The organism is Nostoc sp. DSM 114167, from assembly GCF_052692655.1.
The window spans coordinates 2412003-2427211 of sequence record NZ_CP195116.1 but is presented as its reverse complement, the minus strand read 5'-3'; the positions used below and the strand labels follow the sequence as shown (position 1 = coordinate 2427211).

Genomic DNA, 15209 nt, shown 5'->3' with positions numbered 1-15209 from the left:
TCTGAATAATAAGTCTTTAACCGGACACGATATTAGATAAAGGCTTATTTATAAATGATTAATGCACATTTGTGGATAAAGGAATAGTGCCAAATGACCTTTGCAATAAATCTAAACTCGGCAGAGTTACAACTAATCTGCCGAGTTTTGTTATTAGAAGTTAGTATCTCTTATCTCCCTATTCAACTATGAGTGAAATCAGTTCTTTCCCACCCCATAAAATCATTGGTGTTGCAGTAATTTGGAATGACCAAAACCAAATTTTAATTGACCGCCGTCGTCCAGAAGGAGCAATGGGTGGTTTGTGGGAATTTCCTGGTGGTAAAATAGAGCCTGGTGAAACCATCCAAGAATGTATTCAACGGGAAATTTCTGAAGAACTGGGAATAGTAATTGAAGTGGGAAAGCATCTGATTACTATTGACCACAGTTATACAAACTTGCGCGTTACCCTCACAGTACATCATTGCCGCCATCTTACAGGTGTCCCCCAACCTTTAGAATCCGATGAAATTCGCTGGGTAAGTTTGGAAGAACTGGAGCATTTTACTTTTCCGAAAGCAAATACTCAAATTATTGCTGCATTAAAAGGGACTGAGGGCTAGGAAAGAAGCAGAGGAGCATACTTCTCTACGAGAGGCTACGCCAACGACTGCGCTCAGTAACAGGGGAGCAGAGGAGAATAATCAATAACCAATGCCCAATACAACTCTTGGAGAGGCTGCACTTCGACTCATTTCGGCTACGCTCAATGACCAACGCTCAGTGACCACGCCAACGCTTCTCTACAAGACGCTACGCGTTAGCAGAGCTTTCGCTTTAGCGATACGCTCAGTACAAGTGCCCAATGACAAATGACAAATACAACTCTTGGAGAGGCTGCACTTCTCTACGAGACGCTGCGCGTAGCTTGCTTCCCCGGAGGGGTACGACTACGCTCAGTGACCACGCCAACGGCTTCGCTCAGTACAAGTGACAAATGACAAATGACAAATAACAAATAACCAATCCCGTAACAATCTATTAATTGCATCAGGTTGAGTCCCGCAATTTTCTACAATAGGCGCAGGGACTTTGATTTAAGGTGTCAGCAAATAAATGCCTAAAACCGTTGCCGATGTGATGAGCCGCGATCCTATTGTTGTCCGGGAGGAAACTCCACTCAAGGAAGCTATCCAAATTCTCGCAGAACGCCATATCAGCGGACTACCTGTTGTGGACGATCTCGGTAAATTGGTAGGCATTATCTCGGAAACAGATTTGATGTGGCAAGAAACTGGTGTTACTCCACCTGCGTACATTATGTTTCTTGATAGTGTTATCTATTTAAAAAATCCTGCTACGTATGACCGTGATTTGCATAAGGCTCTAGGGCAAACCGTCGGGGAGGTGATGAGTAAAAACCCGATCGCTATTTCCCCTGATAAAACTTTAAAAGAAGCAGCTACAATCATGCACGATCGCAGCGTTCACCGCTTGCCAGTACTTGATAGTACAGGTCAAGTAATTGGTATCCTGACTCGTGGTGATGTTATTCGGGCTATGGCTGCTAGTCAAGATTAGCCAATAATAGAGACGCGATGAATCGCGTCTGTACAAAATCCAAAAGTAGAGACGCGATTCATCGCGTCTGTCTTTTTTATACATTTGAAAATCAAGGATAACTAAATGAGTATTACTCCGGAGTCTGTTAAGCAATTGCTCAGTTCTGAGGATTTAGGCGATCGCTTACGTGCTGTAAATCAAATCCGCGAATTGGAACCTGCGGTTGGCTTTGAATTAATTCAAAGTGCTATTGGCGATCGCAATTCCCGTGTTCGTTACTCAGCAGTGAGTCAAATGGATACACTCGGAACCCAAGATTTGCAGATATCCTTGGATATCTTGCGCGATCGCTTGCTTCATGACTCCGAAGTAGATGTACAAGCAGCAGCAGCAGACTGTTTGGGCGCTCTCAAGTTAAGCGAAGCTTTTGAAGATTTACAGCAGCTTTATCATACAACCAGTGAATGGCTAATACAATTCAGTATAGTTGCTACATTAGGAGAGTTGGGCGATCCGCGAGCCTTTGAACTACTCAAAGAGGCACTCTCATCAGAAAACGAGTTAGTCCAAACTGCTGCTATTAGTTCTTTGGGTGACTTGGGAGATGTACAAGCAATTCCTCTCTTGGCTCCCTATGCTACCAACCCAGATTGGCAAATTCGTTACAGACTTGTACAAGCTTTGGCTCGTTTGGGTAATCCAGAAGCCAAATCTATATTAGAAACTCTGGCTAATGATGAAGTAGAAGCGATCGCAAGCGAAGCGAAACAATCTTTGCAGTCTGTTTAAGTCTATCTAATACCAATTTGAAAAAAGAATGCGACAAATAGACCATTTGTAGAGATGCGATGAATCGTGTCTTTATCCAAGAATGTGTTGCAATCATTAATTGAATTGGTATAAGGTTAAGAAAATTCAGCATTCATATAGATTTATCTGGCAGTATAAAAAATTCGACCTGGTTGGGAGAATTTTGCATTCCAGCCAGATCGAAATAGATTAATTAGAGTTACTTTTAGCAATTAAAAGTAACTTTTTTATATTTAGGATAGGACTATTGAATGACACTTTTGCGACGACGAGACATAATCATGCCAGCACCAACTAAACCTAAACCTAGCATTGTGGTTGGCTCAGGAACGCTAACTGCTTCGAGAGTTAAGTGGTAAGTGCTTGTAGCTCCAGAAAGAGAAGCACCCAAATTGCCACTCGCAATAGTTTTTCCATTGAAATTAAAGTTCCCTGTAATCCCATCCAATATTACGTCATTAATGTCAGTAGCCGATTTCCGAATTCTGGTAACTACAGAATCATCTAGATCAAAGGTAAGAAGTGCAGTAGTAGAACCCAGGGTTCGCGATCCGAAATTAATGAATGGAGTGTAAACCCCTGTAGAGTATGTAGCTTTTGTGGTTGTTCCGCTTGATGGTAGATTAGCTATCTTGGTTAAAGTTAGAGGGTTAATGGTAATACCTGCGCCTGGGTTTAAATTTGGTGAGAAGAATTTAAAATCACCATCAGTGTCAACACCATCAACATCGACAAATTTAATGGTAGTCTTAGCTGGATTGATTCCATCACTAGGAACGATAGATGTACCATTAAGACCAATACTCCCGTTCAGGGTTACAGCTTGAGCCGAACTAGCAGATGTGAAAATCCCAGCGGTAGTCAAGGGGATTGCAAAACTAGCAGCCAAAGTCGCGTTTACTAATTTAGATTTAAAATTAATCATGAGTGTTTGAGAGTCCTAATAATAACCTGGAACAGAGAAATTAATTGCTTGACTTTTACTATCAGTAATCTATTTAAAATACTGTCAGTGAAAGCTAAACTTGCGTGATGTATTTCTTATCTCCATAAAATCACATAGACTTAGAACCTGCAATATTTACTGAGTGGTCTTCATCACATCTTCAATTAACAAATAGTCTTCATAAAATTTTAATTTCTTACATATCTGCGCTTCGTATATCTCTTACTCTCTAGGGTTGAAATTATTGGCAATAGCTCCAGCTTCAAGAAAAAGTATTTACGTAAATATACTTATAATAATATATAAAAATACTATTAGCGGCTAAACTCTATTTTAGATAAATGGAGTATGAAGTGTATTTATAATCTTTCTAGTTACTAAATATTTAGTGAAACGGTTCCTCTCATAGAAGAAATGGGAGGAACCGCTGTATTTGTTTACTATAAATAGTCTTTTTGAATCTTTGTAACAAACAGCTAGTTGCTAGCTATTATCTCTGTTCTCAAATCTGTCAGATTTTTTAAATGCTAAGACCCATATACCTGTGGCCAGGTTGTTATAACAAAAACTACAACTGCGGCGATCGCTAACAACCCTTGAATCAAATTTCCAACCAAAGACCCAACTACAATTCCTATACCTGCTTTAATCGCCAATCCAAATTCACGTCGGTAAAGGTACTCACCAATAATTGCTCCCAAAAGCGGGCCTAGTAAAATTCCTAACAATGGCCCCCCAAAAGGTAAAGTTGGCAATAATCCCAAAAATCCTACCACCAAACCAACAATTGCGCCAATTTGCCCCCACTTGCTAGCTCCAGCTTGTTTTGCTCCTACATAGCTAGCTAAAAAATCTACTCCGACACTGAGCAGTAAAACTATAATTGTCACAATTAGTGGAATCTTGATAGCTGCAAAGGAACTACTAACAATGCCCCAGACAATAATTGCAATTAAAATTAAGCTGCTACCAGGAATGGCTGGAACTACAGCACCAATAATACCCACAAGCATTACAGCAACTAATAGCCAATAAATAATTTGCATAGATTAATTGTAAATTTCCAAATTTTCTCATAAAGACGCACGTCCGTGCGCCCCTACTGTTTATTCTATCTGGGTAAGATAGCGAAAAATGCCTAGTACACTGTGGTGTAAGTTTGCCTAATGCTTCTAAACTGCTATTAAAAAGCTCAAAACCTATGACGAGAAAAATATTAACTGGACTAAGTTCGGAAGCCTACGAACACCCCTTTGATCGCAAAGCCTTGGCTTCTTTACAAAATATGCCCGGTGTCTCACTACTACTCAAAAAAATTAACGAATACGGTATCGATCGCCTACTTAGATTGCAAAGTCTTGGTAGTGAAATCAGAATTTCGCCCCGTAATTTTCCCGAATTACATCAAGCATTTGTAGAAACCTGCCAAATTCTTGATGTTGCTCCACTTGCTGAATTGTATCTATTTCGAGGCACAGGTCACATTCAAAGCTACATTGTTGGCGTGGAAAAACCCATTGTCGGTATCAATTTAGATGCAATGGAGTGGCTTGGCGTAGATGAATTGCTTTATGTTTTCGGACACGAAGTTGCTCGAATCAAGAGTCAGCATATGGTTTATCACCAAATGGCAATTGTTATGCCAACTTTGAAAAATTTGTTGAGCAGTACCACACTGGGAGTTGGTGGCTTGGTAGCTGGTGGAATGGAATTAGGTTTGTATAATTGGCGGATGATGGCTAGGTTCACTGCCGATCGGGCTGCAATGCTAGCTTGTCAGGATATTGACGTAGCAACTACTACACTGATGAAACTTGCGGGTTTACCAGATGAGTACTTGACTAGTGCTGTAATTGAAGATTTCCTCGTTCAAGCCCGTGAGTTTGCATCCAATAACTTTGATAGCGTGGATAAAGTCACTAAAATATTAAGCTATACAGAGCCTGGGCTTTCTTGGATAGTTATGCGGGCTGGCGAATTATTAAAATGGGTTGATTCAGGAGCTTATGATAATTTAATTCAACAGACAAATTTAAAGACAGCGGCAGAACTAGAAGAAAAAGAAGCAAAGACACTAGAAGAAAAGGAAGGGTGGAATTTTTTGACTTCTTGGTGAGTTAATAATTCGTAATACTTCGGCTCCCTTCTCTACGAGAGGCTGTGCCAACGACTTCGCTCAGGGCAAGACGCTCAGTACAAGTTCGTAATTCGTAATTAACTATAGATAGAAGTAAGTTAATTTGAGTTAATAATTACAAATTACGAGTTATTCTGACAGACGATCGGCCCAATTCTAGGTTAGGTTACTTGGTTGGATCAAATCGAACTAAGAGTAACGGCTAACTTATCAGCAATTCCTGCAATCCAGTTTTCATCTTGTTTGGTGTAACTTCGAGGAGCATTCGCTCCCAAAATTAATGCACCTTGGTTGCCAATAGGTTGACAAATTACACCTTGAGTATTTTCTGGTAAATAATCAAATTCAAGCCTACCTGGATATATTTTTAGAGCAACTAGATAAATCGGTTTTTGTTTTTCGAGTACCTGTTTTAAGATTACTCCTGGCACAACTTCAGATTTAGTACCCAGAATCCCGCGACGCAACAAAACTTTACCTTGATAAAAAACCACAAGCGATCGCGTTACTGTATTAGTCAACAATAAATGAGATGCCCAGGCTAGCTCTGTTTTCACGGTTTCGGGTAAATCTGGTGCGAGTACAAAACCTTCTTCTCCAATTAGTTCTACAGTATCAGGCGATCGCGGCTGAACTTGCTGCCAAATTAAACCTGTCAAAATTAACACCGCACTCAAAATCACGCCCACTACATCACCACGCGATTGAGACTGGGTTAATTCCGGTGTTAATAAACGGTTAATCAATAAAAGTACAGCGCCTAGCCCACCCACAACAATGGGCAGACGCCGCAAAACTCGATTAGGATCGGGTTTAGTCATTTGTCATTTGTCATTTGTCATTTGTCATTGGGCATGGGGCATGGAAAAGAGACAAGGTAGACAAGGAAGAGGGGGAAGACTTGGGAGAGATTTGTTCAATAATTCCCCCTTGTCCCCCTTGTCTCCCTGCTCCCTGCACCCCTGCCTCTTGTCCCCCTTGTCTCCCTGCTCCCCTGCTCCCTGCCCCCTGCCTCATCTCCTCACTCCTCTCCTGGTTCAATAATCCGCTGGAAAAGATAACCAGTACCCCGCGCGGTGAGAATCAATTCTGGGTTGCTAGGATCGTCTTCTAATTTTGCCCGCAAACGCGATATATGCACATCTACTACGCGGGTATCTACATGACGTTCTGGTGTATAACCCCATACTTCCTGCAAAATTTCCGAACGAGAAAAAGCTTCTCCAGAGCGACTGACTAACAACTCTAACAAGCTGAACTCCATACCCGTCAATCGAATCCGCTCATCGCCTTTGTAGACTTGTCGCTTATTCGTATCAATTTTAATATTCGCGACATGAATTACCCCAGAGCTGGGAATACCAGAAGCACCGTTTTTATCTACTCGCCGCAGCACCGAGCGAATCCGGGCTTCTAGTTCCTTGGGGGAAAATGGTTTAACTACATAGTCATCAGCACCCAATTCTAACCCGGTGATGCGATCGGCGACATCACCCAAAGCTGTTAGCATAATAATGGGGACATCTGATTCTTTTCGTAATTCTTGACATACACCATAGCCGTCTAGCTTTGGCATCATTACATCTAAAACTACCAGGTCAGGCTCAGTTTTGCGAAAAGTATCCAAAGCTTCTTCCCCGTCGCCAGCGGTCACTACATCGTAGCCAATCATGGAAAGGCGTGTTTCCAAAATCCGGCGAATGCTGGCTTCGTCGTCTACCACCAAGATTTTTTCTTTATGGCTTTCCAAGTTTCTCTAGGCTCCTTGACTAAAAATTTACATGATTAATTTTTAATACCATAATATTAAGATATCATTCCATGAATTGATTTGGAAAAAGCTCTAAATACCACATATTATTAGTTTTTAGTTTTTTTCAAGAATTAAGTAAATATTAAGATTATTTAATAAGATTTAAGAATGGCAAAGCCAAAAACCTTTTTTGTTTGTAATGAATGTGGAGCAGAATCGCCCCAATGGTTTGGTAAGTGTCCAGCTTGCGGTACTTACAACTCTCTAGAAGAACAAATTTCGATTCAATCCTCAGTAGATGTACCCAGTCGGGGAGGAGTGAGTGGTTGGCAATCAACTCAAGGCAATGGCAAATCTCACGCTAAACCAGCTAAAGCGCGAGCCTCCTTAACATTTAACCAAATTACCGATCGCCAAATCGCTCGCTGGGAGTCTGGTTATGGAGAATTAGATCGAGTACTTGGAGGTGGGGTTGTCCCTGGCTCGATGGTGCTGATTGGTGGCGATCCAGGTATTGGTAAATCGACTTTATTGTTGCAAGTCTCTAATCAATTAGCACAGAAATATCGCATCCTTTACGTAACTGGTGAAGAATCAGGACAGCAGGTAAAATTACGAGCTTCTCGGTTGGGAGTATCAAAACCCCTAAGTATGGTAAATGAGGAGAAGGTAACAGTAGTAGATACTACGATTTCTATAGACCCTGACAGTATAGGTGCAGATTTATATGTACTGCCAGAAACAGATTTAGAAGAAATTTTACGAGAAATAGACTCTCTCAAACCAAATGTGGCGGTAATTGATAGTATCCAAACAGTGTTTTTTCCAGCGCTAACTTCTGCACCAGGTTCAGTAGCTCAGGTACGAGAATGTACCGCAGCACTGATGAAAGTGGCGAAGCACGAAGATATCACCATGCTGATTGTGGGACACGTCACCAAAGAAGGAGCGATCGCTGGGCCAAAAGTTTTAGAACATTTAGTCGATACAGTATTGTATTTTGAAGGCGATCGCTTTGCTTCCCATCGGTTATTACGGACAGTCAAAAACCGCTTCGGCGCAACTCACGAAATCGGCATCTTTGAAATGGTGACAGATGGATTGCGAGAAGTCTCCAACCCCTCAGAGCTATTTTTAGGCAACCGTGACGATCCCGCACCCGGTACTGCGATTGTGGTTGCTTGTGAAGGCACTCGCCCGATCGTTGTAGAATTGCAAGCTTTGGTGAGTCCCACTAGCTACCCCTCACCCCGTCGTGCTGGAACTGGCGTAGATTACAACCGCTTGGTGCAAATTCTCGCCGTTTTAGAAAAACGGGTGGGAATTCCCATGTCCAAGTTGGATTCCTACGTTGCTTCTGCGGGTGGGTTGAATGTGGAAGAACCGGCGGTAGATTTAGGAATTGCGATCGCAATTGTCGCTAGTTTCCGCGATCGCATCGTCGATCCCGGTACAGTATTAATCGGTGAAGTTGGGTTAGGCGGACAAGTGCGATCGGTTTCCCAAATGGAATTGCGGTTGAAAGAAGCTGCTAAGTTGGGATTTAAAAGAGCGATCGTCCCTAAAGGACAAAAATTCCCCGATCTTGATATCGAGATTTTACCCGTTGCCAAAGTAATAGATGCGATTATTGCCGCCATCCCGCATCAAGAATTGACAGCCGACGATTTAGAACCCGATGAAGATTAATAAGGGACTTCCAAATAAAAAAATATACAAATTTTCTTGTGGGGTGGACATCTTGTCATTGGTGTCAACGGGCGCTCGTGTCGCCCACCCCACAAGAGTGGATAATTTATTTCTTGGAAGTCCCTAAGGATAACGCGGGAGATGAGGGAAATGGGGGAGATGAGGGGACAACCAGACAAGGAGAATAACTCCTAACTCCTAACTCCTAACTCAACAGTCACTTTTACACACCAAAGAAAAACCCATCATGGCAACCCTCACTCAAGACTACAAAATCACTTGGGAAAAACTACCCGATGATTACAAACTCCCCGACGATCCAGTGGATAACATCAACCAACCAGCCTTAGCTGCTGCACTCACAGAAAGCCTACAATTAGCTGGAAAAATTTCAGCTAACGCCCTGGCAACAACTAATTATGGCATTTGTGCCACTCTAAATAACAAAATAGTCATTAAAGCGCCTGATTGGGCTTTCATTGCCAAAATTAATGTTAGTAGAGAAGAAGTAATACGCAGTTACACACCTCAATTACAAGGTGACATTCTCGTAATTGTAATGAAATTTGTTTCTGATACACAGGAGACAGAATATTCTATCAAAGCGACATATCCCCCAGGAAAATGGTTTTTCTACGAGCGCATCTTAAAAGTACCAAACTACATTATTTTTGAGCCAGACAGCGGCAGTTTTGAGATGTATCGCTTGCAGAATACAGAACAATACATTTTGCAAGAGCCTGATGAAAATCAACGCTACTGGATAGCAGAAATGAATCTTTATCTTGGGTGTGGCAAGTACTCGTGAAAATCGCACAACGAAATGGTTGCGGTAGTGGGATGAACAAGGAAACCTTCTACCTTGGGGAACAGAATTAGCCGAACAAGAACGCCAACGCGCCGAACGATTAGCAGCACAGTTGCGGGCTGCGGGAATTGAACCGGAAGATTAGACTTCTTGTAAATAATTAAAGATTGCTAGGTTTAGTTAAAAATTTGCTAAATCTAGCATTTTTTTATAGCAATAAAATTTTAAATAACTCGAATTAGACATAATTTATTCTCGTTAAAAATTGGGAATTATTGATAGAAATTTTTGAATTCATAGTTGACAAAGTATAATTTTATACATTAGTATAAAACCATGATAAAGGCGATCGCCCAATCCCGCAAAAGATGAATGCGATCGCCCTTATCGGCCCCCTTATCAGGAGATAAATACAATCATGGCACAACACAAAGATTCCGCCCAGTCAAAGTTAGAACAGTTCTTAGGTGAATATTTAAATACACCTGCTCCCAAAGAATCTACTCAAAGCCCATTTCCCAAAAGAAAACCTATCAAGCATATATTGATAGGTTCTCTTGAAACCGTTACCAGTACCATTCACCATTTGCAGGTAATTGGCTACGCCAGCGTCGGAGATTGGAGTCCACTAGTACCAACTGGGAGTCCAGATGAAGTAATGAGTATTCTAATCCGGCAAATCCCGATCCAATAACCCAAATGTAGAGACGTTGCATTGCAACGTCTCTTTTTCTGAATTCTGATTAGTTCCTATCCAATCCTTCTTCCTGGTTGCCTGTTTCATTAGATTTTTGTGCTTCATTAGCAATCATGCCATTGATGTAGCTAACAATTATCGCTAATTCTCCAATTGCTTCCAGTTCAGCAGCTTCTTCTGGTGTTTCAGAATCAGCAGTTTTTTTATCAACAAGTTCTTGCATTCGATCTGACATTTCATCTGTAATTTTAAACAGATAAAGTTTATTGACTTTTTGAAGTTGAATACCATTCTCTAGCCAGGATGAAGGTTTAGCTACTGCGATCGCCATAAGTTTATTACAATTGAATACACTGCTTATTGTAGGCTCCATCGACATTGCTTAAAGTCTACCTTGTTAAACACCAGTAATGAGACAAATCAAAATTATCGTTGAAAAACATTCTGACGGTTATGTTGCCTATCCTCTTGGTATAAAAGGGGCTGTAGTTGGTCAAGGAAACACTTATGAAGAAGCCTTAGCCGATGTCAAGTCAGCTATTCGCTGCTATATCGAGATATTTGGCAAAGAAATGCTTGAAGATGACTCACCAGTAATCGAAGCTTTTCTGACAGAAGCAGAGGTGGCTATTTAATGCCCAAGTTTCCTGTAGATGCTCCAAAGAAAAGAGTTATCAAAGCATTTGAGTTATTAGGGTTTCGCATTGTTCGGGAACGCGAACATATTGTTATGGTGCGAGAAAATGAAGATGGCTCGCAGACACCATTAGTAATGCCTAATCAATCCCAAATTAAATCAGGGACATTAAGATCGATTTGCACTCAAGTAGCTATCTCGCGGGATGAATTCTTAACAGCCTATGAGCAAAGTTGAGTAAACAGCTAAATGTAGATATATTGCATACAAAGTTTATACATTAACCTTGCCAAAAACTGATATTTATGATGTGCCAAAATAAAATATCAGTGAAACTACGGTTTTGACCAATGGCGTGGAATCCAGGGCAGCAGTTATTTGGCGATCGCTACATCATCGAAAGAAAATTAGGCGAAGGTGGCATAGGTATAACTTATCTGGTAAAAAATCGACGCGGTGAATTGCGAGTTATCAAAACTCTCAGAGAACAAATCCTGAATCATCCTGACTGGATACGACATCAAGATAAATTACGGCAAGACTTTCGCGATGAAGCTTTGCGACTGGCTTTGTGTCACCATCCTCATATAGTGCAGGTAGAAAACGTCTTTGATGAAGGTAATTTTCCCTGCATGGTGATGGAGTATATCGAAGGCGAAGATTTGGGAAAGCGAATAACCGAAAAAGGTGCGTTACCAGAAGCAGAAGCACTGCAATATATTAGACAAATTGGCGAAGCTTTGATACTGGTTCACGACAAAGGTTTACTGCATCGGGATTTAAAGCCAAGTAACATTATGATGCGTGCGGGTAAACCAGAGGCAGTGTTAATTGACTTTGGTATTGCCAGACAATTTATTCCCGGTGGAGTTCAACAACACACACAAAATCTTACTCCTGGTTATGCGCCACCTGAGCAGTATTTACCTGATGCCGAACGGGGAGAATATATTGATGTTTACGCCTTAGCCGCTACGTTATATTCTTTGCTGACTGGAGAGTTGCCGATGCCAGTACCAGTCAGACTGCAAAATTTTACCATGCGATCGCCTAAAGAATTGAATTCGAGTGTGGGCGATCGGGTGAATGAGGCAATTATGCGGGGGATGGCGTTAAATTACAAATTTCGCCCCCAGTCAGTACAGGAGTGGTTGGATTTGCTGGGTGCAAGTCCCATACCGCCAACACAACCAGTAATATCTTCTCCTCAAACACCCCTATCTTGGGAATGCGTCCACATCATCCCAGGTATTTCTGGAATAGCCCTTAGTCCCAAGGGAGATATCCTAGCAAGTATGCCAGGTTCAGTTATTCACTTGTTTTCATCAACTACAGGTGAACTTATCCGCACCCTAACTGGTCATTCCGAATTGGTTAGTTTCGCAGGCGTAGCCATCAGTAGTGATGGGCAAATGCTGGCTAGTGGTAGTGAAGACAAAACCATCAAACTGTGGTCAGTCGCAACAGGTAGAGAAATTTGCACTTTCATTGGTCACTCCCACGCTGTTAATTCCGTTGCCATTAGTAATGATGGTAAAATACTAGCCAGTGCTAGTGCTGATAAAACTATCAAATTGTGGTCAGTCGCCACAGGTAAAGAAATTCGTACCCTGACCGGTCATACCGAATCAGTTTTTTCCGTCGCCATCAGTACTGATGGGCAAATTGTCGCTAGTGGTAGTGTGGACAAGACTATCAAATTGTGGTCGGTGGCAACAGGTAGAGAAATTCAAACACTGACTGGTCATTCCCACTATGTTTTTTCTGTAGCCATGAGTAGTGATGGGCGAATACTGGCTAGCGGTAGTGCTGACAAAACCATCAAACTGTGGGAACTCTCAAAAAATTGGCTGCAAAAGATCAAGGTTACAGAAATTCGCACGTTGACTGATCATTCTGACGGGGTTTATCCCGTAACCATCACTGGTGACGGACAAATTCTGGCTAGCGGTAGTTGGGACAAGACTATCAAACTGTGGTCAATCCCAACAGGTAGAGAAATTCGCACTCTGAGTGGCTATTCTGATTTGGTTTTGTCCGTCGCCATCAGTAGTGATGGTCAAATGCTGGCTAGTGGTAGTCGGGATGGGAGTATCAAACTATGGGAAGTAGTCACAGGCAAAGAAATTTACACCCTGACTGGTCATTCTAACTCGGTTAATTCCGTCGCCATCAGTAGTGATGGGCAAATCCTGGCTAGTGGTAGTATAGACGAAACTATCAAACTGCGGTCAGTCGCCACAGGCAGAGAAATTCTCATTTTGAGTGGCCATTCTAACTCGGTTAATTCCGTCGTCATAAGTAGGGATGGGCAAATTCTGGCTAGTGGTAGTGCTGACAAAACTATCAAATTCTTGGAAGTTGCAACAGGTAGAGAAATTCGCACTCTAACTGGTCATTCTAAATCACTTTTTTCCATCGCCATTAGTAGTGATGGGCAAATTCTGGCTAGCGCTAGTACGGACAACACTATCAAGCTGTGGTCAGTGGTAACAGGTCAAGCAATTCACACCTTAACTAGTCATTCATCGTATGTTATGTCTGTAGCCATGAGTAGCGATAGGCAAATACTGGCTAGTGGTAGTGCTGACAACACTATCAAATTGTGGTCAGTCACAACAGGTAAAGAAATTTGTACCCTAACTGGTCATTCTTGGCATGTTATGTCCGTAGCCATAAGTAGCGATGGGCAAATACTGGCTAGTGGTAGTCGGGACAACACTATCAAATTGTGGTCAGTCACAACAGGTAAAGAAATTTGTACTCTAACTGGTCATTCTAACTCGGTTAATTCCGTCGCCATTAGTAGTGATGGGCAAATCTTGGCTAGTGGTAGTGCTGATAAAACTATCAAACTGTGGGAAGTCGCAACAGGTAGAGAAATTCTTACCCTCAGTCATTTTGACTCAGTTAATTCCGTCGCCTTTAGCCCCGATGAAAATTGGCTTGCTGCTGGAGACAATAGCGGAAATATCAAAATATGGCGACGCAGCTAGTTGTGGAATAACAGCGTCACAATAATATTAGAACTAGCGCACAATCAATATATATGAGCGTCATTATATCCGATGAAACCTTAAAAGCCTGTGGGATGACCGCAGCCGAATTCAAGCAGGAAATTGCATTGCTATTGTTTCAGTCTGGTAAATTGCCTTTAGGACACGCCAGCAAGTTAGCAGAAATGGATAAAGTACAGTTTCGACAGCTGCTCAAAGAGCGCAAAATTCCTCTTTACTCTTATGATATAGAAGATTTTGAACTCGATTTAAAAAACTTGCGGGAGTTAGGCAGGTTGTGATTGTAATTGGTGATACCTCGCCAATCACCAACCTAGCTGCAATAGGTCAATTAAACTTACTTAGGCAACTATACAATACAATCCTGATTCCGAAAGCTGTTTATCAAGAACTAACAGCTACAGGTGTACCTGTACCTGGTGCAATTGAAGTGTAAACGTTGAAATGGATTGAGATGCGCCAAGTAACAAATCGCTCCCTAGTCACAACCCTTTTACGACAGCAATTGGATGAAGGTGAATGCGAAGCAATTACACTTGCGATTGAACTCAAGGCAGAATTGCTACTTATTGATGAACGTCGAGGTAGAGCAAAAGCTGATAGCTTAGGATTGCGGATTACAGGGTTGTTAGATGTTCTCATCGAAGCCAAACAAAAAGGATTTATTTTAGCTGTTAAACCTCTACTTGATGAGCTAATTGCTAACGCGGAGTTTAGAGTTGCTGACGATCTCTACGCTCGTATTTTAAATACTGTAGCAGAGTAACATAGATACCGTTTAAGCAATGCAAGACGAGCAACACTTGTGGACGGATAATTTTAGAAAACGGAAATGAATACGCGATTAGTCGATTCGCTGGTACAAATCATCGAATCCCTCACCCTAGAAGAACGCATTTTTCTGCAACAGCGACTAAGCAGCCAGCCAATTCAAGTGACAGTCGGTGTCTGCGGGGGACAGCCACGCATTCGCAATACGCGCATCCCTGTGTGGACGCTAGTGGCTTTTCGCCAACAGGGAGCAGATGAGGAAGAGTTACTGCGAAATTATCCTACTCTAACCCATGACGATCTAAAAGCTGCCTAGACTTATTATGAACAGCACCAAGAACAATTAAATCGAGCAATCATCACGTTCGCTGAGGATGATGATGGTTAAGCTTTACTCTA

18 protein-coding genes and 1 pseudogene are annotated in these 15209 nt (G+C 41.8%); 14 read left to right on the top strand and 5 right to left on the bottom strand.

The features are described from left to right. The first annotated feature begins 188 nt into the window (after positions 1-188). The 3 genes from mutT to nblB all read left to right on the top strand — a co-directional run bounded on the left by mutT (position 189) and on the right by nblB (position 2334). Positions 189-605, top strand: a complete 417-nt coding sequence (mutT, locus tag NSTC731_RS10425) for an 8-oxo-dGTP diphosphatase MutT (protein ID WP_445630740.1) — start codon at positions 189-191, stop codon at positions 603-605. Between the two features lie 493 nt (positions 606-1098). Continuing rightward, the gene (locus NSTC731_RS10420; protein WP_322669771.1) at positions 1099-1563 is read left to right on the top strand and encodes a CBS domain-containing protein; all 465 of its coding nucleotides are present in this window, start codon (positions 1099-1101) and stop codon (positions 1561-1563) included. Positions 1564-1668: 105 nt separating this feature from the next. Next, entirely contained in the window at positions 1669-2334 is a 666-nt protein-coding gene (gene nblB, locus NSTC731_RS10415; protein WP_445630739.1) for a phycobilisome degradation protein NblB, read from the top strand. A 265-nt stretch (positions 2335-2599) separates the two neighbouring features. Here nblB and NSTC731_RS10410 read toward each other — a convergent pair whose 3' ends face one another. Together NSTC731_RS10410 and NSTC731_RS10405 are read right to left on the bottom strand one after the other, a co-directional pair. Beyond that, the gene (locus tag NSTC731_RS10410) at positions 2600-3280 is read right to left on the bottom strand and encodes a PEP-CTERM sorting domain-containing protein (RefSeq protein WP_445630738.1); all 681 of its coding nucleotides are present in this window, start codon (positions 3278-3280) and stop codon (positions 2600-2602) included. A 548-nt stretch (positions 3281-3828) separates the two neighbouring features. Then, on the bottom strand, positions 3829-4347 hold the full coding sequence (locus tag NSTC731_RS10405; RefSeq protein WP_445630737.1) for a DUF456 domain-containing protein: 519 nt from the start codon (positions 4345-4347) through the stop codon (positions 3829-3831). A 155-nt stretch (positions 4348-4502) separates the two neighbouring features. On the opposite strand from NSTC731_RS10405, the gene NSTC731_RS10400 reads away from it, so the two are divergent. Further along, entirely contained in the window at positions 4503-5417 is a 915-nt protein-coding gene (locus NSTC731_RS10400; protein WP_445630736.1) for a M48 family metallopeptidase, read from the top strand. Positions 5418-5617: 200 nt separating this feature from the next. Here NSTC731_RS10400 and NSTC731_RS10395 read toward each other — a convergent pair whose 3' ends face one another. Together NSTC731_RS10395 and rpaB are read right to left on the bottom strand one after the other, a co-directional pair. Further along, the gene (locus NSTC731_RS10395; RefSeq protein WP_445630735.1) at positions 5618-6259 is read right to left on the bottom strand and encodes a cofactor assembly of complex C subunit B; all 642 of its coding nucleotides are present in this window, start codon (positions 6257-6259) and stop codon (positions 5618-5620) included. A gap of 200 nt (positions 6260-6459) precedes the next feature. Continuing rightward, the gene (rpaB, locus tag NSTC731_RS10390; RefSeq protein WP_292866575.1) at positions 6460-7188 is read right to left on the bottom strand and encodes a response regulator transcription factor RpaB; all 729 of its coding nucleotides are present in this window, start codon (positions 7186-7188) and stop codon (positions 6460-6462) included. Positions 7189-7359: 171 nt separating this feature from the next. On the opposite strand from rpaB, the gene radA reads away from it, so the two are divergent. From radA to NSTC731_RS10375, 3 genes and pseudogenes are all read left to right on the top strand, one after another. Continuing rightward, positions 7360-8880, top strand: coding sequence for a DNA repair protein RadA (radA, locus tag NSTC731_RS10385; protein WP_445630734.1), 1521 nt, complete (start codon positions 7360-7362; stop codon positions 8878-8880). Positions 8881-9127: 247 nt separating this feature from the next. Then, positions 9128-9833, top strand: a pseudogene (locus NSTC731_RS10380) (Uma2 family endonuclease). 273 nt (positions 9834-10106) lie between these two features. Then, positions 10107-10382, top strand: a complete 276-nt coding sequence (locus tag NSTC731_RS10375; RefSeq protein ID WP_445630733.1) for a hypothetical protein — start codon at positions 10107-10109, stop codon at positions 10380-10382. A 49-nt stretch (positions 10383-10431) separates the two neighbouring features. Here the strand turns inward: NSTC731_RS10375 and NSTC731_RS10370 are convergent, their stop codons facing one another. Further along, a complete protein-coding gene (locus tag NSTC731_RS10370; protein WP_445630732.1) occupies positions 10432-10758 on the bottom strand; it encodes a hypothetical protein in 327 nt (108 codons plus the stop codon). 37 nt (positions 10759-10795) lie between these two features. On the opposite strand from NSTC731_RS10370, the gene NSTC731_RS10365 reads away from it, so the two are divergent. The 7 genes from NSTC731_RS10365 (at position 10796) to NSTC731_RS10335 (ending at position 15126) form a co-directional block, all read left to right on the top strand. Then, positions 10796-11020 (top strand): type II toxin-antitoxin system HicB family antitoxin, encoded by a 225-nt coding sequence (locus tag NSTC731_RS10365; protein ID WP_445630731.1) that lies wholly within the window; start codon positions 10796-10798, stop codon positions 11018-11020. Then, on the top strand, positions 11020-11259 hold the full coding sequence (locus NSTC731_RS10360) for a type II toxin-antitoxin system HicA family toxin (protein ID WP_445630730.1): 240 nt from the start codon (positions 11020-11022) through the stop codon (positions 11257-11259). The genes NSTC731_RS10365 and NSTC731_RS10360 overlap by 1 nt, the downstream gene beginning before the upstream one ends. 113 nt (positions 11260-11372) lie before the next feature. Then, positions 11373-14018 carry a protein kinase domain-containing protein gene (locus NSTC731_RS10355; RefSeq protein ID WP_445630729.1) on the top strand — a complete coding sequence of 882 codons (2646 nt, stop codon included), beginning with the start codon at positions 11373-11375 and terminating at the stop codon, positions 14016-14018. A gap of 53 nt (positions 14019-14071) precedes the next feature. Continuing rightward, positions 14072-14320, top strand: a complete 249-nt coding sequence (locus tag NSTC731_RS10350) for a UPF0175 family protein (RefSeq protein WP_445630728.1) — start codon at positions 14072-14074, stop codon at positions 14318-14320. Then, entirely contained in the window at positions 14317-14475 is a 159-nt protein-coding gene (locus NSTC731_RS10345) for a hypothetical protein (protein ID WP_445630727.1), read from the top strand. Before NSTC731_RS10350 ends, NSTC731_RS10345 begins: the two co-directional genes overlap by 4 nt. 18 nt (positions 14476-14493) lie before the next feature. Continuing rightward, positions 14494-14805, top strand: coding sequence for a DUF3368 domain-containing protein (locus tag NSTC731_RS10340; RefSeq protein ID WP_445630726.1), 312 nt, complete (start codon positions 14494-14496; stop codon positions 14803-14805). Positions 14806-14871: 66 nt separating this feature from the next. Continuing rightward, positions 14872-15126 carry a DUF433 domain-containing protein gene (locus NSTC731_RS10335; protein ID WP_445630725.1) on the top strand — a complete coding sequence of 85 codons (255 nt, stop codon included), beginning with the start codon at positions 14872-14874 and terminating at the stop codon, positions 15124-15126. Positions 15127-15209: the final 83 nt, after the last annotated feature.

What these genes read in the sequence shown, in the direction of transcription:
- mutT (WP_445630740.1), top strand. Translation starts at nt 189, where the DNA reads ATGAGTGAAATCAGTTCTTTCCCACCCCATAAAATCATTGGTGTTGCA.
- NSTC731_RS10420 (WP_322669771.1), top strand. Translation starts at nt 1,099, where the DNA reads ATGCCTAAAACCGTTGCCGATGTGATGAGCCGCGATCCTATTGTTGTC.
- nblB (WP_445630739.1), top strand. Translation starts at nt 1,669, where the DNA reads ATGAGTATTACTCCGGAGTCTGTTAAGCAATTGCTCAGTTCTGAGGAT.
- NSTC731_RS10410 (WP_445630738.1), bottom strand. Translation starts at nt 3,280, where the DNA reads ATGATTAATTTTAAATCTAAATTAGTAAACGCGACTTTGGCTGCTAGT.
- NSTC731_RS10405 (WP_445630737.1), bottom strand. Translation starts at nt 4,347, where the DNA reads ATGCAAATTATTTATTGGCTATTAGTTGCTGTAATGCTTGTGGGTATT.
- NSTC731_RS10400 (WP_445630736.1), top strand. Translation starts at nt 4,503, where the DNA reads ATGACGAGAAAAATATTAACTGGACTAAGTTCGGAAGCCTACGAACAC.
- NSTC731_RS10395 (WP_445630735.1), bottom strand. Translation starts at nt 6,259, where the DNA reads ATGACTAAACCCGATCCTAATCGAGTTTTGCGGCGTCTGCCCATTGTT.
- radA (WP_445630734.1), top strand. Translation starts at nt 7,360, where the DNA reads ATGGCAAAGCCAAAAACCTTTTTTGTTTGTAATGAATGTGGAGCAGAA.
- NSTC731_RS10375 (WP_445630733.1), top strand. Translation starts at nt 10,107, where the DNA reads ATGGCACAACACAAAGATTCCGCCCAGTCAAAGTTAGAACAGTTCTTA.
- NSTC731_RS10370 (WP_445630732.1), bottom strand. Translation starts at nt 10,758, where the DNA reads ATGGAGCCTACAATAAGCAGTGTATTCAATTGTAATAAACTTATGGCG.
- NSTC731_RS10365 (WP_445630731.1), top strand. Translation starts at nt 10,796, where the DNA reads ATGAGACAAATCAAAATTATCGTTGAAAAACATTCTGACGGTTATGTT.
- NSTC731_RS10360 (WP_445630730.1), top strand. Translation starts at nt 11,020, where the DNA reads ATGCCCAAGTTTCCTGTAGATGCTCCAAAGAAAAGAGTTATCAAAGCA.
- NSTC731_RS10355 (WP_445630729.1), top strand. Translation starts at nt 11,373, where the DNA reads ATGGCGTGGAATCCAGGGCAGCAGTTATTTGGCGATCGCTACATCATC.
- NSTC731_RS10350 (WP_445630728.1), top strand. Translation starts at nt 14,072, where the DNA reads ATGAGCGTCATTATATCCGATGAAACCTTAAAAGCCTGTGGGATGACC.
- NSTC731_RS10340 (WP_445630726.1), top strand. Translation starts at nt 14,494, where the DNA reads ATGCGCCAAGTAACAAATCGCTCCCTAGTCACAACCCTTTTACGACAG.
- NSTC731_RS10335 (WP_445630725.1), top strand. Translation starts at nt 14,872, where the DNA reads ATGAATACGCGATTAGTCGATTCGCTGGTACAAATCATCGAATCCCTC.